The following is a 21,425-nucleotide window of genomic DNA, read 5'->3' as shown; positions in this document are numbered from 1 at the left end:
AGGCGGTGGACGGGATGGCGGTCGACGGGATGGCGGTGGACGGGACGGCGGTGGACGGGACGGCGGAGCGGGACGTGGACTTCATCGAGCTGGACGGGGTGGAGAAGGTCTTCGAGGTCAGGAAGAAGACCGGTTTCCTGAAGCGGGAGCGGCGGCAGGTGCGGGCGGTCGACGCGATCTCCTTCCGGGTGGCGCGGGGGGAGATGGTCGGGTACATCGGGCCCAACGGTGCCGGGAAGTCGACCACGATCAAGATGCTGACCGGCATTCTCACGCCCAGTGCGGGCCGGCTGCGGGTGGCGGGCATCGACCCGTCGCGGGAGCGCGGGCGGCTGGCGCACCGTATCGGTGTCGTGTTCGGCCAGCGCACGACGTTGTGGTGGGATCTGCCGCTGATCGACTCCTACCGGCTGATGCACCGGATGTACCGGATCCCGGACGCCCGTTACCGTGCCAACCTCGACCGGTGTGTGGAGTTGCTGGAGCTGGGTGAGCTGCTGGACGTACCGGTGCGTCAGCTCTCCCTCGGGCAGCGGATGCGGGGTGACATCGCTGCGGCGCTGCTGCACGATCCCGAGGTGCTGTACCTGGACGAGCCGACGATCGGCCTCGATGTCATCTCCAAGGCGAAGGTGCGGGGGTTCTTGCGGGACTTGAACGCCGAGCGCGGTACGACGGTGCTGCTGACCACGCACGACCTCCAGGACATCGAGCAGTTGTGCTCACGGGTGATGGTGATCGACCACGGCCGTCTGATGTACGACGGTCCGCTCGCCGGGCTGCACGAGGCGGGGGAGAGCGAACGTACCCTGGTGGTGGACCTGGAGCGTGAGCTGCCGCCGATCGAGGTGCCGTCCGCGCGGGTGGTGCGGGTGGAGGGGCCCCGGCAGTGGCTGGCCTTCCCCGCGGGTGTGTCGGCGGCGCCGCTGGTGGCACGGGTGGCGGCGGAGTATCCGCTGGTGGATCTGTCGGTGCGGGAGCCGGACATCGAGGCGGTGATCGCGCGAATGTACGCGGGTCAGGCGGCGACCCGCGTAGTCTCCGAGGCGCGGAAAAAGTAGGCTGATGTCATGACCGACGATGCCCCGGAGCTGCGTGCGTCCGACGCCGATCGAGAGCAGGTCGCCGAGGTCCTGCGGGACGCCCTCGCGGAGGGCCGGCTCGACATGGGCGAGTTCGAGGAGCGGCTGGACCGGACGTATCGGGCCCGGACCTACGGCGAGCTGGCCCCGATCACCCGTGATCTGCCCGGCGCCGGGACGGTCACGCCGTCGGTGTCGCTGGTCAAGGGGCCGGAGGCGGGCCCGGGTTGGGTGGACCGGGTGACCGGCGGCGAGGGTTCCTCGGAGTGGGGCGTGGCCGTGATGGCCGGGTTCCAGCGCAAGGGCCGCTGGACGGTGCCGAAGCGGTTCAACGCGTTCGCGTTCTGGGGCGGCGGGGACATCGATCTGCGGGAGGCGAACTTCGCGGACCGCGAGGTCGTGATCAACTGCGTGGCCGTCATGGGCGGCATCGACATCCTGGTGCCGCCCGGGGTCGAGGTGGTGGTGCGCGGGGTCGGCATCATGGGCGGTTTCGACCACCGCGAGGACGGGGTGCCGGGCGATCCCGGTGCTCCGAGGGTGATCGTCACCGGGTTCGCCTTCTGCGGCGGGGTCGGGGTCCAGCGCAAGCTCACCCGCGCGGAGCGGCAGCGGCTGAAGGCGGAGCGCCGTCAGGAGAAGCTGGACCGCAAGTCGGCGCGGCGCGAGATCCACCAGACCTTCCACGAGGACATCCAGGACGCCCACCGCCGCATGCTGGACAACCACAGAGACCTCCTACGCAAAAACCACCCCCACGAGGACTGACCCGCGCCCCCGCAACCCCGTCAGGGACGCGGGGAACGGCGCGACCACCCCCCGGCACCCCCGTCGGCAGCCAATCCGCGGCCCGGCAACCCCCTCAGGGGCGCGGGGAACGGCGCGACCAGCCCCCACCGACCCGCACCCGAGGACCACCCCCCGGCAACCCCGCCAGCAGCCAATCCGCGGCCCGGCAACCCCGTCAGGGGCGCGGGGAACTGCGCGACCAGCCCCCACCGACCCGCACCCGCCAACCACCCGCCCCACCCCACCGCCCCCGACGCCCACCGCCCCCGGCGTGAACCGCCCCCCGGCATCAAAGCCGCACCGGCGCCGCCCCCCGCAACACCCCCAACTCAACCGCCTCCCCCATCCGCGCATACCCCTCGTCACTGGGATGCAGCCGATCCCCACAGTCGTACTCCCCCCGCAGCCGCCGAGGATCGTACGCATCCCGCACCGCCGCGTCGAAGTCCACGACCGCGTCGAACACCCGCCCCTCCCGGATCTCCGCGTTGATCCGCTGCCGCACCTCCTCCCGCGCCGCCGTGTACCCCCGGTGCCCCCGGAACGGCATCAGCGTGGCCCCGACCACCTTGACGCCCCGCCCGTGCGCCTGGTCGACCAGCGCCCGCAGCCCGGCGAGGATCGCCTCGGCGTCCGCGGTGCCGGGATGCCGCAGGATGTCGTTGATGCCGAGGTCGATCACCACGACCTTCACCTGGGGCCGCCCCAGCACGTCCCGCGCGAAGCGGTTCAGCCCGCTGGGATTGTCCGCGGGCCGCCCGGGCCCGTTCGCGAGCACCCGGTTCCCGCTGATCCCCTGGTTCACGACGCTGTAGCGCGGCAGGTCCGCCCCGGACCGCACAGCCTCCCGGAGCCGCCGGGACAGCACGTCGGTCCACCGCCGGTTGGCCCCCAGGGTGGAGGTCGCCCCGGCGGTGAGCGAGTCCCCGAGCACCACGACCGTGCCGTCGGACTCGTGGCTCAGCACGTCCAGCGCGCTCAGATACCGCCATGCCTCGACCTGCTCGGTGTACGCGGCCCCGGTGAGGTCCGCCGTACGGTCGCCCCTGGCCGCGTACGAGATCTGGCGGGCCCGCGGATGGTAGGTGACCGGTCCCGCGCCGGTGGGGGAGTACGTCGTCACGAGGACGTCGGCCTCGTGCGGCACCCGAAGCTCCACCGGGTCGCTGACTCGCTGCTGTCCCGGCGGTACGACGACCTGGCCCCGTCCGCCGAAGGTGACGCGGCGCATGGTCCCGGCCGCCGCGGCGGCGCTGTCGTCGGCGGCGGCGAGCGCGATCGAGGCGTGGGTGACGGTGAGCGGCTGCTGTCCGTACAGGTTGGAGAGGGTGATCCGGGCGAGGCTCCCGCCGGCGCCGGTGTGCACGACGTTGCGCAGGGAGCGCCCGGCGAGCCCGCCGGTCTCGGTGCCGGGTTCGGCGGCGGCCGGGGAGGCCGACCAGGCGCCGACCCAGACGCCGGTGGAGGCGGGGGCGGCGGACTGCCGCGGATGCCGCCCAGCGGCGGAGAGCCGGTCCCGGCCGTCGTCGGAGGCGACCCCGGCGTAGATGCCGGCCGACACGGCGACGACCAGGGCGAGGAGCGCGGCGAGCAGCGCGTTCTGCCGGGCGCGGGACGCCGTGGCGCTGTCGTCGTAGGACCTGGTCATGCGGTGGTGCGTCTCCTCGGGCGGCGGCGGCCCAGGTCGCCCGGGGCTCCGGTGTGATCACCTCATCATGCGTCATCAATGTGAGGGGAAGGCGAAGTGCCCCCTTCCGACCGAAAGGACGCCGGGAACTCTCGTCGCGTTCCAGGAGTCGGTCAGGAAGGGACGCGAGCAGGGCAGACGGAAGGAGCACCCCTCGCAGGCGGCGGCGGACAGGAGCGACCGGAGCGACAGGGGCGGCGGGCAACAGGAGGGCCGGCCGGAAGGGACAATGGCAAGGTGGGGGACAGGGAACGGGTGGAGCGGATGGATCGTACGGAATCGGATCGACCGGCGGAGACGGGCGGCGGCGGCCCGGGCGCATCAGGGGCCCGGAAGGCGACAGCCGCGGTCCCCGCCTCCGCCCCGCCGGGCACCGACCCGGCCGCCGCCGCCCCCTCCCGCCGCACCATGACCACCTTCAGCGCCGCCGACGAGGAGAAGCAGCGCGGCGTACGGCGGATGAAGCTCACCGCGACCGGGCTGCTGCTGTTCGTGGCCGTGGTCTACGTCCTCGCCAAGTGGGCCGCCAACTCGGGCGCCGGGGCGTGGGCGGGTTATGTCGCGGCGGCGGCCGAGGCGGGCATGGTCGGCGCGCTGGCCGACTGGTTCGCGGTCACGGCGCTGTTCCGCCATCCGCTGGGCATCCCCATCCCGCACACCGCGATCATCCCGAGGAAGAAGGACCAGCTCGGTGTCTCGCTGGGCGAGTTCGTCGGTGAGAACTTCCTCTCCGAGAGTGTCGTACGGCAGCGGCTGCGCTCGGTCGGCATCGGCAGCCGGCTCGGCGCCTGGCTGGCGGAGCCCGCGAACGCCGATCGGGTGACGGCCGAACTGGCGACGGCGCTGCGCGGCGCGCTGACGGTGCTGCGGGACTCCGATGTGCAGGCCGTGGTCGGGGAGGCGATCACCCGGCGGGCCGACGCGCAGGAGATCGGGCCCGGTCTGGGCAAGATGCTGGAGAAGGTCGTCGCCGACGGCGGGCACAACCGGGTGGTCGACCTGGTGGTGACCCGGGCGCACGACTGGCTGCTGCTGCACGGCGACTCCGTGATGGGCGCGGTGCAGGGCGGTGCCCCCGGCTGGACCCCGCGTTTCGTGGACCGCAAGGTCGGCGAGCGGGTCTACAAGGAGCTGGTGCGTTTCTGCGCCGAGATGCGGGACATGCCCTCCCATCCGGCGCGCGGCGCCCTGGACCGCTTCCTCACCGACTTCGCGTCCGACCTCCAGTCCGACACCGAGACCCGGGCCAAGGTGGAGCGGCTCAAGGGCGAGGTGCTGGGCCGTGGCGAGGTGCAGGATCTGATCGCGTCCGCCTGGACGGCCGTACGCACCATGATCGTGTCGGCGGCGGACGACGAGCGCAGTGAGCTGCGGCTGCGGGTGCGGGCGTCGCTGCTGTCGCTGGGGGCCCGGATGGCCTCGGAGCCGAACGTCCAGGAGAAGGTGGACTCCTGGGTGGAGGGCGCCGCGGTGCACGTGGTGACCACGTACCGCAATGAGATCACCTCCCTGATCACCGACACGGTGGCGGGCTGGGATCCCGAGCACACCACTCGCAAGATCGAGGCCAACATCGGTCGCGACCTGCAGTTCATCCGGATCAACGGCACGGTGGTGGGTTCGCTGGCCGGGCTGCTGATCTACACGGTCTCCCGCATGCTGGGGGCGTAGGGCGGGCCGGTCCGCGGCCGGCCCCCGGGCCAGGCCGCGGGTGGGCCCCCGCCGTCGCGCGGGGCATCCCGGGAGGGGTGGCCGCGACGGAGAGGGAACCATGTCCGAAGCGTCGTCCACACAGCCGCCGGGCCCGTCAGGCCGCTCCGACGGATCCGGCCGAGCGAGCAGATTCGGCACGTCAGGCCCATCGGACGGGCCGGGCGGACCCGGGGCGGTGGTCACGACCGCGGTCCCGGCCCGGCTGGACCGACTGCCCTGGTCGCGCTGGCACTGGATGATCGTGATCGGCCTCGGCACCGTCTGGATCCTGGACGGTCTTGAGGTCACCATCGTCGGCAATGTCGCCGGACGCCTGGCCGAGCAGGGCAGCGGGCTGGACATCACCGCCGCCCAGGTCACCGGGACCGCCGCCGCGCTCTATGTCGCGGGTGCCTGCTCGGGTGCGCTGTTCTTCGGCTGGCTGACCGACCGGTACGGCCGTAAGCGGCTCTTCATCGTCACTCTTGCGGTCTATCTGGCGGCCACCGCGATGACGGCGCTCTCCTTCGAAAGCTGGTGGTTCTTCCTCTTCCGCTTTCTGACCGGTTTCGGCATCGGCGGCGAGTACGCGGCCGTCAACTCGGCCATCGACGAACTGATCCCCTCGTTGTACCGGGGGCGGGTGGATCTGATCATCAACGGCAGCTACTGGCTCGGCGCGATCGGCGGGGCGCTGCTGTCGATCGTGATGCTGGACACCGCGATCTTCCCCAAGGACCTCGGCTGGCGGCTGAGCTTCGCTCTCGGTGTGGTGCTCGGCCTGGTGATCCTGCTGGTCAGACGGCATGTGCCGGAGAGTCCACGCTGGCAGTTCATCCACGGCCGGGGCGAGGACGCCGACGCCCTGGTCACCTCCGTCGAACAGGAGATCGAGCGGGAGCGCGGGAAGCCGCTGCCGCCGCCCGCCGCCGAGATCACCATCCACCAGCGCAAGAGCATCGGCTTCGGACTGATCGCCAGGACGGTGTTCCGCCGCTATCCGCGCCGCGCGGTCCTCGGACTGTCCCTCTTCATCGGGCAGGCGTTCCTGTACAACGCGATCACCTTCGGCTTCGGCACCATCCTGATCACCTTCTTCGATGTGCCGACCGGCGGTACCGGCTACTACTTCGCCGTCATCGCCGCGGGCAACTTCCTCGGCCCGCTGCTGCTCGGCAAGCTCTTCGACACGGTCGGCCGCCGGATCATGATCTCCTCCACCTACCTCCTGTCCGGCCTGCTGCTCTTCGGCACGGCCTGGCTCTTCGACCGGGGCTCGCTGTCCGCGACGACCATGACGGCCTGCTGGTGCGTGGTGCTGTTCTTCGCGTCGGCGGGCGCGTCCAGCGCGTACCTCACGGTCTCCGAGATCTTCCCGATGGAGACCCGCGCGATGGCCATCGCGTTCTTCTACGCCCTCGGCACCGCCGCCGGAGGGATCAGCGGGCCGCTGCTCTTCGCCGAACTCACCGCGACCGGGGTGGTCGGGGACACGGTGATCGCCTTCCAGATCGGGGCGGCGCTGATGTGCGCGGCGGGACTGGTGGCCGCGTTCCTCGCCGTCAACGCGGAACGACGGTCGCTGGAGGACATCGCGACGCCGTTGTCAGTGGCGTCGGCCAAGATGGGCTCGAAAGGACCGAAAGCCGTCCCGTGATGAGTCACGTAGGCGCGAAGGGGGCCGACATGAGCGTGCGCAGGGTCATGCCCGACGTCCGGGTGGAGTCGCAGGAGGAGATGCGGGAGCACCGCGACTTCTATGGACTGCTGGGGCTGGAGGAGGTCATGGACATGGGCTGGGTGATGACGCTGGCCTCGCCGTCCAACCCCACCGCCCAGATCAGCTTCTTCACCGAGGACCGCGGCGCGTCCGTCGTCCCCGACCTGAGCGTGGAGGTCGAGGACGTCGACGCGGTGTACGCCCGGGTGCGGGCGGCGGGCGCGGAGATCGTCCGCGAACTGCGGGACGAGGAGTGGGGCGTACGACGGTTCTTCGCGCGGGCGCCCAACGGATGGGTGGTGAACGTGGTGACCCACCGGACGGGCGCGGGCCGCTAGACCCGGGCGGCGTACGGACCGGAACTGCTCGCCGAGGCGGACACGAGCGTGCTGCCCGAGGTCGCGGACCCGCCCGAGACCCTGCCGCCCGGGGTCGCGGAGGCGCTGCGCGAGGCGGCGGCGAACGGGACGCGGATCGCGTCGGTGTGCGTCGGCGCGTTCCTCTTCGCGGCGACCGGGCTGCTGGACGGGCTACGGGCCACCACCCACTGGTTCGCCGCGCCGGACCTGGCGGCCCGTCATCCGAAGGCCACGGTCGACCCGGAGGCGCTGTACGTCGACAACGGCCAGCTCCTCACCTCGGCGGGCGCGTCGGCGGCGCTGGACATGTGCCTGCGCATGATCCGCGAGGACTACGGCTCGGCGGTGGCCGCGCACACGGCCCGGATGTCGGTGATGCCGCTGGAACGGGAGGGCGGACAGGCCCAGTTCATCGTGCGCGACCCGCCGCCGACGCCCGCGGGCGGGACGCTGGAGCCGCTGCTGTGCTGGATGGAGGAGCACTGCGAGCGTGATCTCGCCCTGGAGGAGATCGCGGCGCACGCCGGGACGAGCCACCCGTACCCTCAACCGCCTTTCCGCGAGCAGACCGGCACGACGCCGGTGCGGCGGCTCCAGCGGGCGCGGGTGCGGCGGGCCCAGCATCTGCTGGAGACGACGTCGTACTCCGTGGACCGGATCGCGGGCCAGGCCGGTTCGGCTCACCCACCGCCTTCCGGGACGTTTCCGCCGAGTGGTGGGGACGAGCCCGCAGGGATATCGCAGGGCGTTCAGATCGCGGCAGCGGGAGGGGTGAGGCACCAGGACGCCGATCCAGGCGGACCAGACCAGACCAGTTCAGGTTCAGGCGTGGCGGTCGGCGACCGCCCAGGAGGCGAGGGCGACTGCTCCGGCGACCCCGAGGACGGCGGGCCAGGCGCCGACCTTCTTGGCCAGCGGGTGGGAGACGCCGAACGCGGCCACGTACCCGGCGGTCAGGGCGCCCGCGGCGACCCCACCGGCGCGGGCCCGCCACTGGGTGGCGGCGGCGGCCCCGGCGACGGCCAGCACGGCGCCGCCCAGCTCCCGCTTCTTGGTCCAGCGGGCGACACCGTACCCACCGACGAGTCCGCTCGCGGCGGTGAGCGCGCTGGGGACCTTGGCCATCGTTGCCTCCTGACACGTACCGGGCTGGTGCGACGAGGCTAACCGAGCACGCCCCGCCGACCGGCCCCGGCCCGGCCCTCAGGTGCCCGTGCCCCACCGCACCGCCGCCACCGCGGCCAGCGCCAGCGCGGGCGTCAGCCACCGCCACCCGATCACCTTCCGCACGGAGGGCAGGAGCCACAGCCCGACGACGGCGACGGCCGCCGCGAGGGCCAGGGCGCAGGCCAGGGCGATGGCCGCGTACGCCTCGTCGTCCCAGGGCCCGTCCGGTGCGGTGACCAGGGCGGCCCAGCAGAAGAAGGCGGCGATGAGGGTGAGCAGGGTGAAGGGCACGGCGAACACGAGACGCAGCCAGCGACGGTCGCCGTCGGGGTCGTAGAAGGTCGTGCCGGGGTTACTGGGGTTTCTGGGGTTGCTGGGGGTGTTCATCAGCGCAGGGCGTTCCTCGCGTGGTCCAGGTTGTCGGTGAAGTCCCGGCCGTGGTTCTGGGCCTGAGGGGACTGCCAGTACGGTCCGCCGTGGTACCGCGAGGCCGGCTCCTGGTACTGCTCCGGGGTCATCTCCTCCGCCGGTACATCGGCGAAGTCGCTCTCCGCCTTCGGCTGCGCCAGGTACTCCGAGGCGACGAAGATGTTCTGCGCCGGGTCCTGGAGGGAGTCCTCGATGATGCCGCGCTGCTGGTCGCTGAGGTGGTCGGGGTCGTAGCCGAGGACCTCGGCGCCGCGCCGGATCTGGATGGCGATGGGCCCCATGGAGGTGTTGTCCGACTCGCCGCGCAGCCGCCAGGGCAGGCTCTCGGGGGCGATCGGGCTGAGCGGGGACTCGGCCTGTTCACGGAGGGTGTCGGTGAGATCGTCCATGATGCCGGGCTGGCCGGCGACCTCCTTCCACGCGATGCCCGCGACCGTGTCGGGCGGCAGCCCGGAGCTGCGGGCGGCGGCCTGCTGGGCCTCGCCGCTGATGGCGACGCCCTTCGTCCCGATCAGGTCGGCGAGGGCCTGCTCGCTGACCGTGCCGTTGGTGTAGTGCGTCTTGGCGGTCTGGAGCGCGTACGAGTAGGCGCGCAGGGCGCCGGCCGCCTTCTCGTAGCCGTCGGCGAGCCCGGCGAGCAGCTTGCGGGACTCGGCGAGCCGCTCCTCGTACGGCCGGCTGCCCTCGCTCTTCCACCGGGTGTGCTTCTCGGCGCGCTCGGCGGACGGGTCGACCGCCACCAGGAGGTCGTGCAGCCGCTTGAGTTCGTCCGCGTTGCGTTCGACCAGCGGGGCGCTGCGGCTCTCCAGGAACTCGACGTCCTTGCGGTAGCTCCTGCCGGTTCTCATCGGGCCTGCGGGGAGACGTACTGGCCCTGGAGCACAGGGTCGAGGAAGCGCCGGGCGGTGTCGTCGTCGACCCGGACGAACTCCCCGCCCGCGCCGCGCAGTCGGGTGGACAGGGCCGAGAACAGGGCGACGGCGTCCAGGTACTGGTCCCCGGCGAAGCTCGCGAACCGGATCACCTGGGTGGCCACGTCCTCATGGGCCCGGGGATCGCGGGCCAGGGTGGCCAGTTCGGCGTCGCCCATTCCTCCGCGAAGGACCCTTCCGTGGACATGAACTTCCCCCGTTCCGCCGCTTGCCCGCCACAACGCGTCAAACGAACCGATTCTTCCATCGGGGCGGCATGTCACCGGGGCGGGAGCTGTCTCGTCGTAGGAGGTAGGAGCGCAGGAACGCGACTGACCCCGGACGGGAGAGACGGACGGGGGAGACGAAGGAGCCCGACGATGAATCTCGCGCTGTGGATCGCCACCGGACTGCTCGCCGCGGTGGCCGTGACCGGTGGCGCCACCAAGGCGTTCGTACCGAAGGCGAGGCTGGAGGCGGCGCACGGCGGGGGCTGGACGGCGGACGTCGGGCCGGGCCCGGTGAAGGCGCTGGGCGTGCTGGAACTGCTGGCCGCGGCGGGCCTGATCCTGCCCGCCGCGCTCGACACCGCCCCGGACCTGGTCCCGGTGACGGCCGCCTGCTGGGTTCTGCTGATGATCGGCGCGATGGTCACCCACGGGCGCCGCGGGGAGTCGGCGTTCGTGGCGTTGAACGCGGTCTATCTCGGGGTGGCGGTGTTCGTGGCATGGGGCCGTACGGCCCTGGAGCCGTTCACGGCGTGACGGAACAAGAGCGGGAGCGGGAGCCGGAACGGGAGCCGTGGGCCGCTCCCTCACACCACGAAGTCCGTCCACACGGCGACGGAGGGTTCGGGGTCCCAGGGCCCGCCGTCATCGGCGAGCCCGCCTAACTCACGGTCGACGAAATCGACGAGATGCTCGCTGTGGCAGCGGATGCCGGTGCCCCACATGGACAGCACGGGATGCCCGTACGAGCCGGCGCCGGCGGGCAGGAAGCGGTGCCCGTGGAGCGGCACCATGACCGGAGCCTGGGCGAGCTTGCGCCGGGCGGTGTCGACGGCCGCCCGCGCGCCACGGGGCCGCGCGCCGAACGCCCCGGTGTGCCAGCCCCCCAGCTCCACCTCCCGCAGCACCTCCCGCACCGGCCACTCCAGCCGGTACCGCAGATCCTCGGGATCACCGTGACGCCAGTCGGGCCAGGGCCGCTCCCACGCGCTCCCGCGTCTGGGCGGGGAGGAGACCGGCAGACCTTCGGCGAGAAATGCACGGTGATCGGCGGAGAACTCGAAGCCGTACGTGCTCTCGACCCTCCGCAACTCGGCGTCACTCAACCCGGCCGCGACCTCACACCCGGGAATCGCCGCGAGCCGCCGAGCCGCTTCCTTCCCCAACCGAGCGCCATCAGTGTCAGCCATCCGGGAACGGTACACAGCGAACCCCAACCCAACATCGGCATTCCGGACACCCGAGCCCCCACCCGGCGCCCGCCCGGTCCTCACTCGGCCACCCCCTCCCGACCCCCGCCCCACCCATCACCTGAAGCCCCGACGCCGAAGCACCCCTCAGACTTCCGGAAGTCACCCCTGCTCACTCCATTCAAGGGGACGGAGCACCGCATCGCGGCGGGCTGCAATTGCATGGATGGTGGGCAAGGGGGCGCCTCGCATGCCGAGGCAGTCTTGCCAAGAGTCGCTACATGCTGGGCAACGCAAAGTAGGGCTGCGGCCAGGTGACGGAGCCATCAGCATCAGCCTGGGCCACGTGCTGGAGCAGCAGCGCTGTCGGATTTTGCAGGTCTACCTTGTTGCGGATGCCCAACGGCGTGGTATGCGGTATTGAAGGGTAGTGGATGCCGAGTATTCGACACACATGCTCCAACTCTTTATTCCTATTGCCTCCGCCTAGATTTCCGCGTAGGTAGTCGCACAATCGTGAGCAGATATCCAGAATGGCATTTCCGCTATCGGTTATTCGGTATATTCCTCCTTGTAGGCTATCGCTCTCTATGAGGCCTATTATGAAGAGCCGATCAGTTTCCTCGCGGACTGCCGACTTGGTGAATCCGAGCCTATTTCCAGTGTCGCTAATGCTTCGATATCCGTACTCTCTGATGAAAGAGAGAAGTGTGATCGGGCGTCCGGGGTGCTTGGATGCTGCGAAACGCGTTACGTCTTGACGGGTGAGTCCGCCGAGGGCCACCTGAAGGAGGAGATCTTCTGTCATTTCCTGCTTCAGGGTGTTGAAGATTGTCTCCCTTGCCTTCTCGTTGTCGGCGTCAAAGTCTCCAGGTATCCAGAACACTCGTAGGCGAGAAAGTCGATCCTCCAGGCCGGCGTTACGGTAGCTCTCGGTTACTTCGGCGAGTCGTACCTTGTTCTGCTGCGAGTGGCGCGCTATATAGACAGCTGCGGCGATATCTTTTTCCGTTACTAGGGTTCTGAGGTCTTTGTCAACTCCATCCCTATCGTGCCGCCAAAGCGTCTGCCCAGATATTATCTTTGACCAGTCTTTTTTGAGATCACAAGAGAAATCGAAGAGCTTTCGCTTTCCTTCCTTGTATGTGAAGAGTCCAGACTTCGAGGCGCTCTCCATGATCTCTAGTGCGGACGTAGAAAGAAACTCATGCTCCGGTGAGTGCGACATGAGGCCCCTTTGTGTTGGTAATTTCCTTAACGAGCGGAAGCCTTGACGTATCCGGCATTGCCGGGGAATATGACGTCTATTCCTTCATGATGCAGCAGGTCAAGCAAGTCGTCGATGGGCTTCTCTGGTAGGAGAACCCTCAGGCGTGGATTGGACGGCTTAACGTGACGCACGCAATCCTTTAGCTGGCCAATTGCAATGCGCACCTCCTCGCGACTGCTATCGCCGCGTATGGAGTGCAAAACGTGATCGGTTGCATCGTAGAGGTCGGTCTTGAATACCTTAGTCGTGCCTGAAATTTTGATCTGGAGGGTGAAAACCTCATGGCCGGACTTTTCTAGTTCAGAAAGGTACTTCTCGCGAAGTTGAGATTGGCGGAGATCGGCTATTACGCTTGGCTGTGCTGCCCTTCTGCTTTCGACGGCGCGTTTCCGCTTCGGCTCCACTATTTTAGTGTTGGCAATCGTCGCAGAGACCCGCTCAATAGACGTTTGCGGCGCCCGCGATATGGTGTCGTCTGCTAGCCGCTGGTAGGATCCTTTGGGTCGCATTCGGAACACAATGATGCGGCGTGGCTCATGGTTCTTATCGACTGCTTCGCGGATGGTGTATGGCTGCTCTGAATCCAGCTCGAATTCTCCAACATAGCGCTGTTGCTTTGCGGAGGAGTTCGAGTTAGGAATCTTTCCTTGAGCGATGAAGATGCGCAGGGACTTCTTGTTCGCAACATGCTGAAGTATCGCCTTGTTGCGGGAGCCAGCCAGCCCCAGGAAAGTCTGGTGCCCTACAGCGCCTCGGCCTGTGTACTCGAAGACAGGCCCCAGGCCGTCCTCTTCCTCTAGCCAGCCATCCTCGTAGCCGTACTTGCCGCCGCTGTGGTGATCGACGTAGATCAGGATGCTGGAAGGAGTCGAGATGATCCCTTCCTGTATCCCTCCGCCGAACATGCGTTGCATGTCAGCACGCGTCGTCAGTGCTCCGGGCTCTATCGAAGATGTGTCCATGCTTTGACGTTAGCTGATCGCACTGACACTGCTCGTGATCCACTAGTGTGTGGCGATGGTCGCATATGTCCATACATCGGCGGGCAATTCATGCTCCAGCTGCCATGTGATCCCCATAGGCTTGCTGCCCGTGTGCTGCACATACGTGGCAGGGCCGAGAAGCATCCACGGGTGTGACTTACCGATGTCGGTGTTCTTATAGCGGCGCATGAAGAGCAGCACATGGCTGCCTTGCGCTTCATGGTGCTGATAACGCAGGCCGGTGCTTGAGTTCTCGGCTACAGCGTTCTGAGACTCCCAGTGGAAGAGCTGAGGGCTCAGCGCGTAGTCCTTGTAGCGAACCGAGGGAGAGAAGTCCCGATCATTCTTCTCCAAAGTGACAAGTAGTGCGTCCGTTTGAAGGTCATCTACCCACCGCACACCCTGTGCGAAAGATCTCGGCATTTGCCCGCCGAAGCGAGCGACCCCCAGCGCAGCTAGGATCTCGGACCGGTTGTAAGAGCAGTGGACCTTCAGCGGCAACTCGGCATGCGGTCCGGCAAGATCGATGGGAAAGTGATCTATCTGCTCCCTCGCATACGAGAGCACTTGCTGTAGTTCATCCCGAAATGCCCGTTGGGGTCGTAGTGAAGCTAGGGCTTCTTGAAAGCTAGTGAATCCGCCGGCGTCATCCCACAGGTTGAAGAAGAGCATGCGGGCGTAAGCTTGATCAGCCTTGGTGAGGTCGCTGTAATGGGCAGTGTCGTCGGCCAAGAGCCGGAGGTAGGCTGACGAGCGCTCCATGTCGTCTACGTGGAGGAAGGCGTGCACCCGCTTGAGGAGCGAGGCCTCCCCGTCTGGAGCACGTTCCTTGACGAGGCCCGCTCGTCGTAGAACGGCGGTCCACGAGTTGCTGCTCCGGTAAAGCTCCTTGAGTTCTCTGCGGCTTTCCTGGAGATAGGTCGCCAGTTTCGGGGTGCGGTAGTCCCTAGCCTCCTTCGCCAATGTGTTGATGGTGGCGCTCAGTTGTGTGCGAATGTTATCTAGGACGAGATCCTTGGACTTGCCCTCCAGTAGGATCTGACACCCTGAGGGCAGTTGAGGGAAGTCATGCGCGATGTGATCCAAGAGCCGATTACGGGAGAGGTTGGTCAAGGCGCGAAACTGCTCCTCGAATCGGAACTCAGCGCGGTGTTGCCCAATAAAGTCCAGTACTGTGAGCACGGGCTTCGACTCGGTTCGACGTAGCCCTCGACCGAGTTGCTGAAGGAAGACAGTCGCACTGCTGGTGGGGCGCAGTAGCAGCAGGGTGTCGACCCCAGGAATGTCGAGCCCTTCATTGAAGAGATCAACTGAGAAGATCACTTGAACCGCGCCCTCACGGAGATCGCTGAGTGCCTTGGTTCGCACTTCGGGGGAAGAATCACTGTCCAGGGCAACTGCTTGAAAGCCGGCTGCGCAGAAGGATTCTGCCATAAACGCGGCGTGCTTCTTGGAGACGCAGAATCCCAGAGCGCGCATAGTGCCGGGATGCGAGATCTTAGCGCGAACCTGCTTGAGAACGATCCTGGCCCGGGCATCGTTTCCGGTGTACACCGCGTCAAGGTCCTGATCTGTGTATGAACCTCGAGTCCATGTAAGTTGTGTGAGATCAGTTCCGTCGGGGATTCCGAAGTAATGGAACGGACACAGGAGATCATTTTCCAGCGCCTCCCAGAGCCTTAGCTCTGCGGCGATGCGGCCTTCAAAGAACTCATCCTGAACATTACGGCCATCCATGCGTTCTGGCGTGGCTGTCAGCCCCAGGAGTTGCTTTGGTTTAAAATGATCAATGACTCGGCGATAGGTGGAAGCCGTCGCGTGATGGAATTCATCGATGACGATGATGTCGAAATGGTCGGGGGTAAGTTGCTCTAGCCGTTGGACGTTCAATGATTGGACACTGGCGAACAAATGTGTCCACTCGCGAGGCTCTTGTCCCCCGTAGAGCAGTTCTCCGAAAGAGGCGTCATCGAGGACTTCGCGGTACGTGCGCATGGACTGCTTGAGTATCTCTTTACGGTGAGCTACAAACAACAACTTTGGATTGTCACCCGGCCTCGTGCGTAGACTCCGGTAGTCTAGCGCCGCCATTACGGTCTTTCCGGTCCCGGTCGCTGCAACAAGGAGATTGTGACTTCGGCCGCGAATCTCTCGCTCGATGCGAAGTCGCTCCAGCATGTCTTGTTGATGTGGGAAGGGGCGAACTTCAAGCCCTGAGAGGTTGATTTTCATATCCATAGAGGGTCCGCTCCCACCGGCTCGGGCGAGCGCCAAATCGAGACGCTCCTGATCCGTTTCAGGGTTGTACAACTCGAAGGTACTGTCGTTCCAGTAGGCGTCGAAGGTCGCCTCAAATTTGTTCAGTACGGCTGGAGTAGCGATTGATGACAGGCGTACATTCCATTCCAAGCCATCAAGCAGGGCAGCCTTGGAAAGGTTGGAACTACCGACATACGCCGTGTCGAATCCACTGTCCCGTCGAAGCAGCCATGCCTTGGCGTGCAAACGAGTCGAACGAGTCTCATAGTTGACCTTCACCTGAGCCCCGAAGTCACGCACCAGACGATCGAGCGCTTGGCGGTCGGTGGCACCGATGTACGTGGTGGTGACGACGCGGATGGGGACACCGCGCTCCTTTGCTGCGCGCAGCGAGTCTTCCAAGATGCGCAGGCCGTGCCACTTGACGAAGGCACACAGCAGATCGACGCGGTTGGCCGTTGCTAACTCGGCTCGTAGTTCACTGCCGAGGCTGGGATCTTCGGGGGAGTTGGTGATGAGTGCGGTCTCAGAGAGCGGGGTGAGTGGCCGAACTGCGTAGACACCTGGGGCTTCCTGCTCCGCGAGGGCCAGGAGTTGTCTAGGTCCATCGATGATGGTGCTGAGGGCCTCTGTCAGATCTCTGTCGGTGGTGACCGAGGCCAGCGACTTCAAGACGCGGTTCGCGGCGGCGACTTGCTGCCCATGCGGGAGTTGACTCAATGTCCGTGCCACAGTCTCGCCGATATGGCGCGCCAGCACATGAGGTGTGGATTCGACGCTGACCTCGCTGTCGATCGATTTCCACCCAAGAGCTTGGAGCCGGTCGAGGTCGTCCTGGACGCTTTGAGTGATTAGCCGTTCATAGATGCCAGCCGGTGGTTGTTCCCAGTCCGCTGCCTCGGCCACATGCCCCCCAAGTAACCCTGCTCCGCATCGTTCGGTTGTATATGTCTTAGCCGTGGCACCCCCCATAACTCCTCCCCGACCCGCACCAGCATGTCGTTGTCGGTTCCGGGGGCCAGGGGGTGGCGCGGCCTCGGGCTGCGAGGGTGGTGGCGTACTGGGGGAGGAGGGCGGGGTCGGTGGGGGAGGCGGCTTCCGAGGCGGCGAAGGCTTCGTAGGACGGGAGGGTGCCGGTCACGATGCCGAGGTTCGGGGTGCCGGAGGAGGCGAGTTCGCGCAGGGACGCCTCTATGGTCGACAGGTGGTGCTCGTGGGACGGGTACTCCGTCTCCAGGTCCGGGTACGCCGCCAGCAGTTCCGTCAGTTCCCGGGTCGGCCAGTGCAGGACCGCCACCGGGTACGGGCGGGACAGGGCCTCCCGGTAGGCGCCCAGTTCGGCCCGCAGGCGGGAGATCTCCGCCGCCAGTTCCGCCGGGTTGTCCGACCCCAGGGACCAGACGCGTTTCGGGTCGTGGAGTTCGTCCAGCGACACCGGCATCGAGTGCAGGGTGTCCGCCAGGGTGTCCCACGCGTCGTGCGCGAGGCCCAGCATGCGGCGGACTCTGTGCCGGCCGAAGAGGAGCGGGTGCGTCGGTCGCGGTGGGACGTCCGCCTCGCCCACCAGTACCGTCACCCCCTGCGTGAACGCCTCCTGCGCCGCCTCCAACTCGTCGTGCGCCTCCAGCGCCTCCGCGACGATCACCCACGACGCCGGGTCCCTCGGCGCCGCCGCCCGCAGGCCCTCGATGATCGCCCTCGCCTCCGCCTCATGCCCGTACTCCCACAGGTTCGACGCCTTCAGCGCGCGCACCAGGTGCGGGTGGTCCAGCGTCGTCGCCGACGCGAGCAGACGGTCGTAGAGAGCCGTGGCGGCGGGGCGGTCGCCGGACAGTTCACGGTGTGCGGCGGCCCTCAGCAACAGGGCCTCGGCATCCTCCGGGTACAGGTCGGCGGTCCGCTCCAGGCGGGCCGCCTCGGCGGGATGGTCGACGTTCTCGGCAGGCGTGTCGGGGCGCATGCATGACACCGTACTGCCGAGCGCCCACCGGACCGCCGCCCGGTGGGCAGACCCACTCCCAAGAGGCCACCGCCCCGCTCCGGAGACCTCGCGCCGTTCCCCTTGCCGTGCGGGTCCCACCCCGACGCCGGCAACCGACGACAACGCCGCAGATCCGCGGGCCAGACCCCGCGACGCCGGGATGATCCGAACGACAGGCCCTACCTCCCCCTCACCACCCGCACCCCGGAGTACAGCTCCGCCCACCGGCTGATCCTCTGGGGCAAGCTCACCTCCCTGCGCCCGAGGTGAGCGCTCTCCTGCCCCGTCCCACGCTCAGCGCCCCCAGCCCCGCCAGCCCGGCGGACACCAGCAGCGCCACGTCCATCCCGCCCCCGGACGCCGTCCCCAGCGCGATCGTCAGGGCCACGCCCGCACACGAACCCACATAGCGCACCGTCTGCTGGGCACCCGACCCCATCGCCGCCCGCCCCGCCGGCACCGACTCCACCGCCAGCAGGGGCAGGGCCGCGTTCAGCAGACCGCCCCCGACACCGCCCAGGACCAGCCCGGGCAGCAGCCGCGCCCAGGAGTCCGCGCCGGGGGCGAACGCGCCCAGCATGGTCAGTACGCCCACCAGATGCAGCACAAAGCCGATCGCCAACCGGTGGCGCGGCGACACCCGGCCCGACAGATGACGGGCCTGGAGCGCGACCGTGAACGACAGCCCCGACCACAGCAGGAACAGCAACGCCGTCATCAGCGGCGACAGCCCGAACGTCCGCTGCATCACCGTCGGCAGGAAACTGAACAGTCCGATCACCGCGAGCCCCATGAACAGCCCGCCCGCCGAGGACACCCGGAACTCCGGGCGCCGCAGCAGCGACAGATCGATCATCGGCGCCCGCACCCGGCGCTCCACCACCACGAACGCCCCCGCCGACACCACCGCCGCCAGCAGCAGCCACCCCACCGGCGCCCGCAGCCAGCCGTCCCGGCCCAGCGTCAGCGCCGCGATCAGCGCCACCAGCGCCGACGCGAACGTCACCGCGCCCAGCAGATCCGGCCGCGCGCCCCTCGGGGAACGGGACTCCGTCAACGTACGAAGTCCCAGTCCCGCCACCACCAGCGCCCCCGCGCCCAGCACCAGGTACACCCACCGCCAGTGCGGCAGCGCCCCGCTCAGCAGCGGGCCCACCGCTATGCCGCCGCTCACGAACGCGCCCCACGTCCCCGTCGCCCGTACCCGGCCCCGCGCGTCCGGGAACGCGTGCGCGATCAGGCCCAGCGCGCTCGCCAGCAGCGCCGCGCTCGCCGCGCCCTGCGCCACCCGGGCCAGGGTGAACTGCCAGGTCGTGCTCGCCGCGGCGCCGAGCAGCGTCGTCAGGCCGAGACCCAGGGTGCCCAGCAGGAAGACCCGGCGGCGGCCGTGGTCGTCGGCCAGCGTGCCGGCCACCAGCAGCAGGGCCGCCAGGCCCAGCGGGGTGCCGTTCAGCAGCCACGCCTGCGCCGACTGCGGGGTGTGCAGATCCGCCGCCGTGTCCGCGAGCGTCACCATCGGCGCCGTGTACGTCATGAGGGCCAGGGCGGTCGCGGCGCTGGTCAGCGCCAGGGTGGCCCGGGGGTTCACCCCCGGGGGCCGTCCCCCTTCAGGTCCCTGCCCGGGTGCGGGCTCTGTCGCCTGCTCTACGGTTCGTTCAGTGAACCTATCCATGTCGGCACCGTAGCACCATAGGTTCGGTCATTGAACCAACCCGGGGGAAAGTCGCTACAGTGGATGCCATGGCTCTCGGCAAGGACTACACCCAGCAGCAGTGCACGATCGCCCGCGCGCTGGAGCTGGTCGGCGAGCGCTGGACCCTGCTCGTCATCCGCGACGCGCTCTACGGCGTCCGGCGCTACAACGACTTCCTCGTCCACCTCGGCATCCCGCGCGCCGTCCTCGCCACCCGCCTCCAGGCGCTGACCAGCGAGGGCCTCCTCGAAAAGCGCCGGTACCAGGAGTCACCGCCGCGCGAGGAGTACGTCCTCACCGAGCGCGGCATCGGCCTGTGGCCCGTCCTGCGCTCGCTGGCCCTCTGGAGCGTCGAGCACAACGGGCAGGCCGTCCTGCGCCACTTCCGGCACGCCGCCTGCGGCACCGAACTCGGCTCGTACGGCGAATGTCCCGTCTGCGGAACCGTGGTGCCGGTGCCGGACGTTGAGATGGTGCCGGGACCGGGTCTGAACCCCGATCCGGCCGATCCGGTCAGCCGCGCCCTGCTCACGCCGAGGCGACTGCTCCAGCCGATCGAGACGGAAGCCGCAGCCAGGGCCGAGTGACCGGGCAGGTGAGAAGAGAGGGGGGCCGGTCGTGATGCCGACGTACGTACGGGTGTGCCGTGGGGATGAGCGCGCGCGGAGTCCGCGCTCCCTCTCCGTCCCCCTCTCCGTCCCCTTCTACGTCCGCCTCCTCGTCCTCCTCTCGCTGTTCTCGCTGTTCTCGCTGTTCTCCCTCGCGCTGCTCGACACCGGTGGGCTCTTCGGCGCCCTCGCGCTCGCCGTGAGCGTCACCGCCGTGGCCGGGACCGCGCTCGCCGTCTGCTCGCTGATCGGCTCGCGCCGCGCCCCCGCCGTGCCACCGACGCGCGTGCGCACGGCACTTCGGGACCGCAGGCGGCGTACGGCCTTCCTGCCGCAGCGAGACCCCGACGCGAAGGGGCGAAGACGCCCCAGAGCGCCCGGACACGCCCTGCCGACGACCGTCGCGTAGGGCAGCACCACCCGCCTGATCTCGTACGTTCCGTGCCCCGCGTGGGTCGTCATGCCGTCCTTCCCGCACCGCTGACCCCGGTGCTCCCGGCACGACGAGACCCCCGGAGGGCTCACCCATGTCCGTCTTCGCGCAGTTGGTCGAACAGCTCGCCGAACTGCTCCAGCCCCTCTTCGCCACCTCCGCGGCAGCCGCCGCGATCGTCCTGCTCACCCTGCTCGTACGGCTGCTGGTGCACCCCCTGTCCCGGGCCGCGGCGCGCGGCCAGAAGGCACGGGCCCGGCTCCAGCCGCGCCTCGCCGAACTGCGCGAGCGCCACCGCCGCGATCCCCAACGGCTCCGGCGGGCGGTGCTGGAACTCCACAGGAAGGAGAACGTGTCCCCGCTCGCCGGTCTGCTGCCCGGGCTGCTGCAACTCCCCGCGTTCTTCGTCCTCTACCACGTCTTCTCCAGCCCCACCGTCGGCGGCTCCGCCAATGGACTGCTGACCCATGAACTGCTTGGCGCGCCCCTCGGGGACCGGTGGTTCGACGCGCTGGCCGCGGACGGGCTCCTCGGTCCGGCGGGGCTGGTGTACCTCGGCCTCTTCGTGCTCGTGACGGTCGTCGCCGCGTTCAGCTCCGTACAGACCAAGCGGATGACCGCCCGGAGCGGGGGTGTCATGGCCGAGGTGGGCGCGGCCGGTGGTGGGGGTGAGCGGGTGCCGGGGCTCGGGCTCGCGGCGGTCGGCAAGGTGCTGCCGTTCATGTCCTTCCTCACCCTGGTCACCGTGGCGGTCGTGCCGCTGGCCGCCGCGCTGTACGTCGTGACCAGTACGGCGTGGAGCGCGATCGAGCGGGCCGCGCTCCATCGGCCCCCGGTCTCCGAGTCCAGTGGATGAACCGGGTATTGCGGAGTGGACCTCGACCTTGGAGGATCGACCAGTCCTCCGATGTCCGCACACGTCGGCGGAGTGCCCGTGATCAAGGG

General features: G+C 68.4%; 20 protein-coding genes and 1 pseudogene. 10 read left to right on the top strand and 11 right to left on the bottom strand.

Annotated features, from left to right (window positions below; all coding sequences use genetic code 11):
• Positions 1-29: 29 nt before the first annotated feature.
• Positions 30-1,061, top strand: a complete 1,032-nt coding sequence (locus ACIQNG_RS07100) for an ATP-binding cassette domain-containing protein (protein ID WP_401483072.1) — start codon at positions 30-32, stop codon at positions 1,059-1,061.
• Positions 1,062-1,070: 9 nt separating this feature from the next.
• A complete protein-coding gene (locus ACIQNG_RS07095) occupies positions 1,071-1,850 on the top strand; it encodes a DUF1707 domain-containing protein (RefSeq protein ID WP_401482957.1) in 780 nt (259 codons plus the stop codon).
• Between the two features lie 310 nt (positions 1,851-2,160).
• On the opposite strand, the gene ACIQNG_RS07090 is transcribed toward ACIQNG_RS07095, so the two are convergent.
• On the bottom strand, positions 2,161-3,519 hold the full coding sequence (locus tag ACIQNG_RS07090; RefSeq protein ID WP_401482956.1) for an SGNH/GDSL hydrolase family protein: 1,359 nt from the start codon (positions 3,517-3,519) through the stop codon (positions 2,161-2,163).
• Between the two features lie 303 nt (positions 3,520-3,822).
• Between ACIQNG_RS07090 and ACIQNG_RS07085 the strand changes: the two genes are divergently transcribed.
• From ACIQNG_RS07085 to ACIQNG_RS07070, 4 genes and pseudogenes are all read left to right on the top strand, one after another.
• A complete protein-coding gene (locus ACIQNG_RS07085) occupies positions 3,823-5,229 on the top strand; it encodes a DUF445 domain-containing protein (protein ID WP_401482955.1) in 1,407 nt (468 codons plus the stop codon).
• Between the two features lie 277 nt (positions 5,230-5,506).
• Positions 5,507-6,907: an MFS transporter gene (locus tag ACIQNG_RS07080; RefSeq protein WP_401483070.1), complete on the top strand. Its 1,401-nt coding sequence runs from the start codon at positions 5,507-5,509 to the stop codon at positions 6,905-6,907.
• A 29-nt stretch (positions 6,908-6,936) separates the two neighbouring features.
• Entirely contained in the window at positions 6,937-7,308 is a 372-nt protein-coding gene (locus ACIQNG_RS07075) for a VOC family protein (RefSeq protein WP_401433438.1), read from the top strand.
• Positions 7,309-7,332: 24 nt separating this feature from the next.
• Positions 7,333-8,104 (top strand): annotated as a pseudogene (locus tag ACIQNG_RS07070) (GlxA family transcriptional regulator).
• Between the two features lie 47 nt (positions 8,105-8,151).
• On the opposite strand, the gene ACIQNG_RS07065 reads toward ACIQNG_RS07070, so the two are convergent.
• The 4 genes from ACIQNG_RS07065 to ACIQNG_RS07050 all read right to left on the bottom strand — a co-directional run bounded on the left by ACIQNG_RS07065 (position 8,152) and on the right by ACIQNG_RS07050 (position 10,015).
• Positions 8,152-8,454 carry a hypothetical protein gene (locus ACIQNG_RS07065; protein ID WP_401433436.1) on the bottom strand — a complete coding sequence of 101 codons (303 nt, stop codon included), beginning with the start codon at positions 8,452-8,454 and terminating at the stop codon, positions 8,152-8,154.
• Between the two features lie 78 nt (positions 8,455-8,532).
• Positions 8,533-8,883 (bottom strand): hypothetical protein, encoded by a 351-nt coding sequence (locus ACIQNG_RS07060; RefSeq protein WP_401482954.1) that lies wholly within the window; start codon positions 8,881-8,883, stop codon positions 8,533-8,535.
• The gene (locus tag ACIQNG_RS07055; RefSeq protein WP_401482953.1) at positions 8,883-9,773 is read right to left on the bottom strand and encodes a hypothetical protein; all 891 of its coding nucleotides are present in this window, start codon (positions 9,771-9,773) and stop codon (positions 8,883-8,885) included. Before ACIQNG_RS07055 ends, ACIQNG_RS07060 begins: the two co-directional genes overlap by 1 nt.
• On the bottom strand, positions 9,770-10,015 hold the full coding sequence (locus ACIQNG_RS07050) for a hypothetical protein (protein WP_401482952.1): 246 nt from the start codon (positions 10,013-10,015) through the stop codon (positions 9,770-9,772). Before ACIQNG_RS07050 ends, ACIQNG_RS07055 begins: the two co-directional genes overlap by 4 nt.
• A 201-nt stretch (positions 10,016-10,216) precedes the next feature.
• Here ACIQNG_RS07050 and ACIQNG_RS07045 point away from each other — a divergent pair, with 201 nt between their 5' ends.
• A complete protein-coding gene (locus ACIQNG_RS07045; RefSeq protein WP_401433422.1) occupies positions 10,217-10,600 on the top strand; it encodes a DoxX family protein in 384 nt (127 codons plus the stop codon).
• 50 nt (positions 10,601-10,650) lie between these two features.
• Here ACIQNG_RS07045 and ACIQNG_RS07040 read toward each other — a convergent pair whose 3' ends face one another.
• From ACIQNG_RS07040 to ACIQNG_RS07015, 6 genes are all read right to left on the bottom strand, one after another.
• Entirely contained in the window at positions 10,651-11,253 is a 603-nt protein-coding gene (locus tag ACIQNG_RS07040; RefSeq protein ID WP_401433420.1) for a hypothetical protein, read from the bottom strand.
• A gap of 277 nt (positions 11,254-11,530) precedes the next feature.
• A complete protein-coding gene (locus tag ACIQNG_RS07035; RefSeq protein ID WP_401482951.1) occupies positions 11,531-12,430 on the bottom strand; it encodes a hypothetical protein in 900 nt (299 codons plus the stop codon).
• Positions 12,431-12,507: 77 nt separating this feature from the next.
• Complete coding sequence (locus ACIQNG_RS07030) at positions 12,508-13,485, bottom strand: hypothetical protein (protein WP_401482950.1); 978 nt, start codon at positions 13,483-13,485, stop codon at positions 12,508-12,510.
• A 42-nt stretch (positions 13,486-13,527) separates the two neighbouring features.
• A complete protein-coding gene (locus ACIQNG_RS07025) occupies positions 13,528-16,737 on the bottom strand; it encodes a DUF3427 domain-containing protein (RefSeq protein WP_401482949.1) in 3,210 nt (1,069 codons plus the stop codon).
• Positions 16,718-17,725, bottom strand: a complete 1,008-nt coding sequence (locus ACIQNG_RS07020) for an SEC-C domain-containing protein (RefSeq protein WP_401482948.1) — start codon at positions 17,723-17,725, stop codon at positions 16,718-16,720. The genes ACIQNG_RS07025 and ACIQNG_RS07020 overlap by 20 nt, the downstream gene beginning before the upstream one ends.
• A gap of 268 nt (positions 17,726-17,993) precedes the next feature.
• Complete coding sequence (locus ACIQNG_RS07015; RefSeq protein WP_401482947.1) at positions 17,994-19,418, bottom strand: MFS transporter; 1,425 nt, start codon at positions 19,416-19,418, stop codon at positions 17,994-17,996.
• A 68-nt stretch (positions 19,419-19,486) separates the two neighbouring features.
• Here ACIQNG_RS07015 and ACIQNG_RS07010 point away from each other — a divergent pair, with 68 nt between their 5' ends.
• From ACIQNG_RS07010 to yidC, 3 genes are all read left to right on the top strand, one after another.
• Positions 19,487-20,026, top strand: coding sequence for a winged helix-turn-helix transcriptional regulator (locus tag ACIQNG_RS07010; protein ID WP_401433401.1), 540 nt, complete (start codon positions 19,487-19,489; stop codon positions 20,024-20,026).
• A 34-nt stretch (positions 20,027-20,060) separates the two neighbouring features.
• Positions 20,061-20,456: a DUF6412 domain-containing protein gene (locus ACIQNG_RS07005; RefSeq protein WP_401482946.1), complete on the top strand. Its 396-nt coding sequence runs from the start codon at positions 20,061-20,063 to the stop codon at positions 20,454-20,456.
• A 118-nt stretch (positions 20,457-20,574) separates the two neighbouring features.
• Positions 20,575-21,336, top strand: coding sequence for a membrane protein insertase YidC (gene yidC, locus ACIQNG_RS07000; protein WP_401482945.1), 762 nt, complete (start codon positions 20,575-20,577; stop codon positions 21,334-21,336).
• Positions 21,337-21,425 lie beyond the last annotated feature (89 nt).

The organism is Streptomyces sp. NPDC091377 (genome assembly GCF_044757045.1).
GTDB lineage: Bacteria > Actinomycetota > Actinomycetes > Streptomycetales > Streptomycetaceae > Streptomyces.
This window is presented reverse-complemented; position numbering and strand designations above follow the sequence as displayed.

Bases quoted from the DNA above. Each gene is read 5' to 3' on its own strand.
- ACIQNG_RS07100 (WP_401483072.1), top strand. From the start codon at position 30: ATGGCGGTGGACGGGACGGCGGTGGACGGGACGGCGGAGCGGGACGTG.
- ACIQNG_RS07095 (WP_401482957.1), top strand. From the start codon at position 1,071: ATGACCGACGATGCCCCGGAGCTGCGTGCGTCCGACGCCGATCGAGAG.
- ACIQNG_RS07090 (WP_401482956.1), bottom strand. From the start codon at position 3,519: ATGACCAGGTCCTACGACGACAGCGCCACGGCGTCCCGCGCCCGGCAG.
- ACIQNG_RS07085 (WP_401482955.1), top strand. From the start codon at position 3,823: ATGGATCGTACGGAATCGGATCGACCGGCGGAGACGGGCGGCGGCGGC.
- ACIQNG_RS07080 (WP_401483070.1), top strand. From the start codon at position 5,507: ATGATCGTGATCGGCCTCGGCACCGTCTGGATCCTGGACGGTCTTGAG.
- ACIQNG_RS07075 (WP_401433438.1), top strand. From the start codon at position 6,937: ATGAGCGTGCGCAGGGTCATGCCCGACGTCCGGGTGGAGTCGCAGGAG.
- ACIQNG_RS07065 (WP_401433436.1), bottom strand. From the start codon at position 8,454: ATGGCCAAGGTCCCCAGCGCGCTCACCGCCGCGAGCGGACTCGTCGGT.
- ACIQNG_RS07060 (WP_401482954.1), bottom strand. From the start codon at position 8,883: ATGAACACCCCCAGCAACCCCAGAAACCCCAGTAACCCCGGCACGACC.
- ACIQNG_RS07055 (WP_401482953.1), bottom strand. From the start codon at position 9,773: ATGAGAACCGGCAGGAGCTACCGCAAGGACGTCGAGTTCCTGGAGAGC.
- ACIQNG_RS07050 (WP_401482952.1), bottom strand. From the start codon at position 10,015: ATGGGCGACGCCGAACTGGCCACCCTGGCCCGCGATCCCCGGGCCCAT.
- ACIQNG_RS07045 (WP_401433422.1), top strand. From the start codon at position 10,217: ATGAATCTCGCGCTGTGGATCGCCACCGGACTGCTCGCCGCGGTGGCC.
- ACIQNG_RS07040 (WP_401433420.1), bottom strand. From the start codon at position 11,253: ATGGCTGACACTGATGGCGCTCGGTTGGGGAAGGAAGCGGCTCGGCGG.
- ACIQNG_RS07035 (WP_401482951.1), bottom strand. From the start codon at position 12,430: ATGGAGAGCGCCTCGAAGTCTGGACTCTTCACATACAAGGAAGGAAAG.
- ACIQNG_RS07030 (WP_401482950.1), bottom strand. From the start codon at position 13,485: ATGGACACATCTTCGATAGAGCCCGGAGCACTGACGACGCGTGCTGAC.
- ACIQNG_RS07025 (WP_401482949.1), bottom strand. From the start codon at position 16,737: ATGGGGGGTGCCACGGCTAAGACATATACAACCGAACGATGCGGAGCA.
- ACIQNG_RS07020 (WP_401482948.1), bottom strand. From the start codon at position 17,725: ATGCGCCCCGACACGCCTGCCGAGAACGTCGACCATCCCGCCGAGGCG.
- ACIQNG_RS07015 (WP_401482947.1), bottom strand. From the start codon at position 19,418: ATGGATAGGTTCACTGAACGAACCGTAGAGCAGGCGACAGAGCCCGCA.
- ACIQNG_RS07010 (WP_401433401.1), top strand. From the start codon at position 19,487: ATGGCTCTCGGCAAGGACTACACCCAGCAGCAGTGCACGATCGCCCGC.
- ACIQNG_RS07005 (WP_401482946.1), top strand. From the start codon at position 20,061: ATGCCGACGTACGTACGGGTGTGCCGTGGGGATGAGCGCGCGCGGAGT.
- yidC (WP_401482945.1), top strand. From the start codon at position 20,575: ATGTCCGTCTTCGCGCAGTTGGTCGAACAGCTCGCCGAACTGCTCCAG.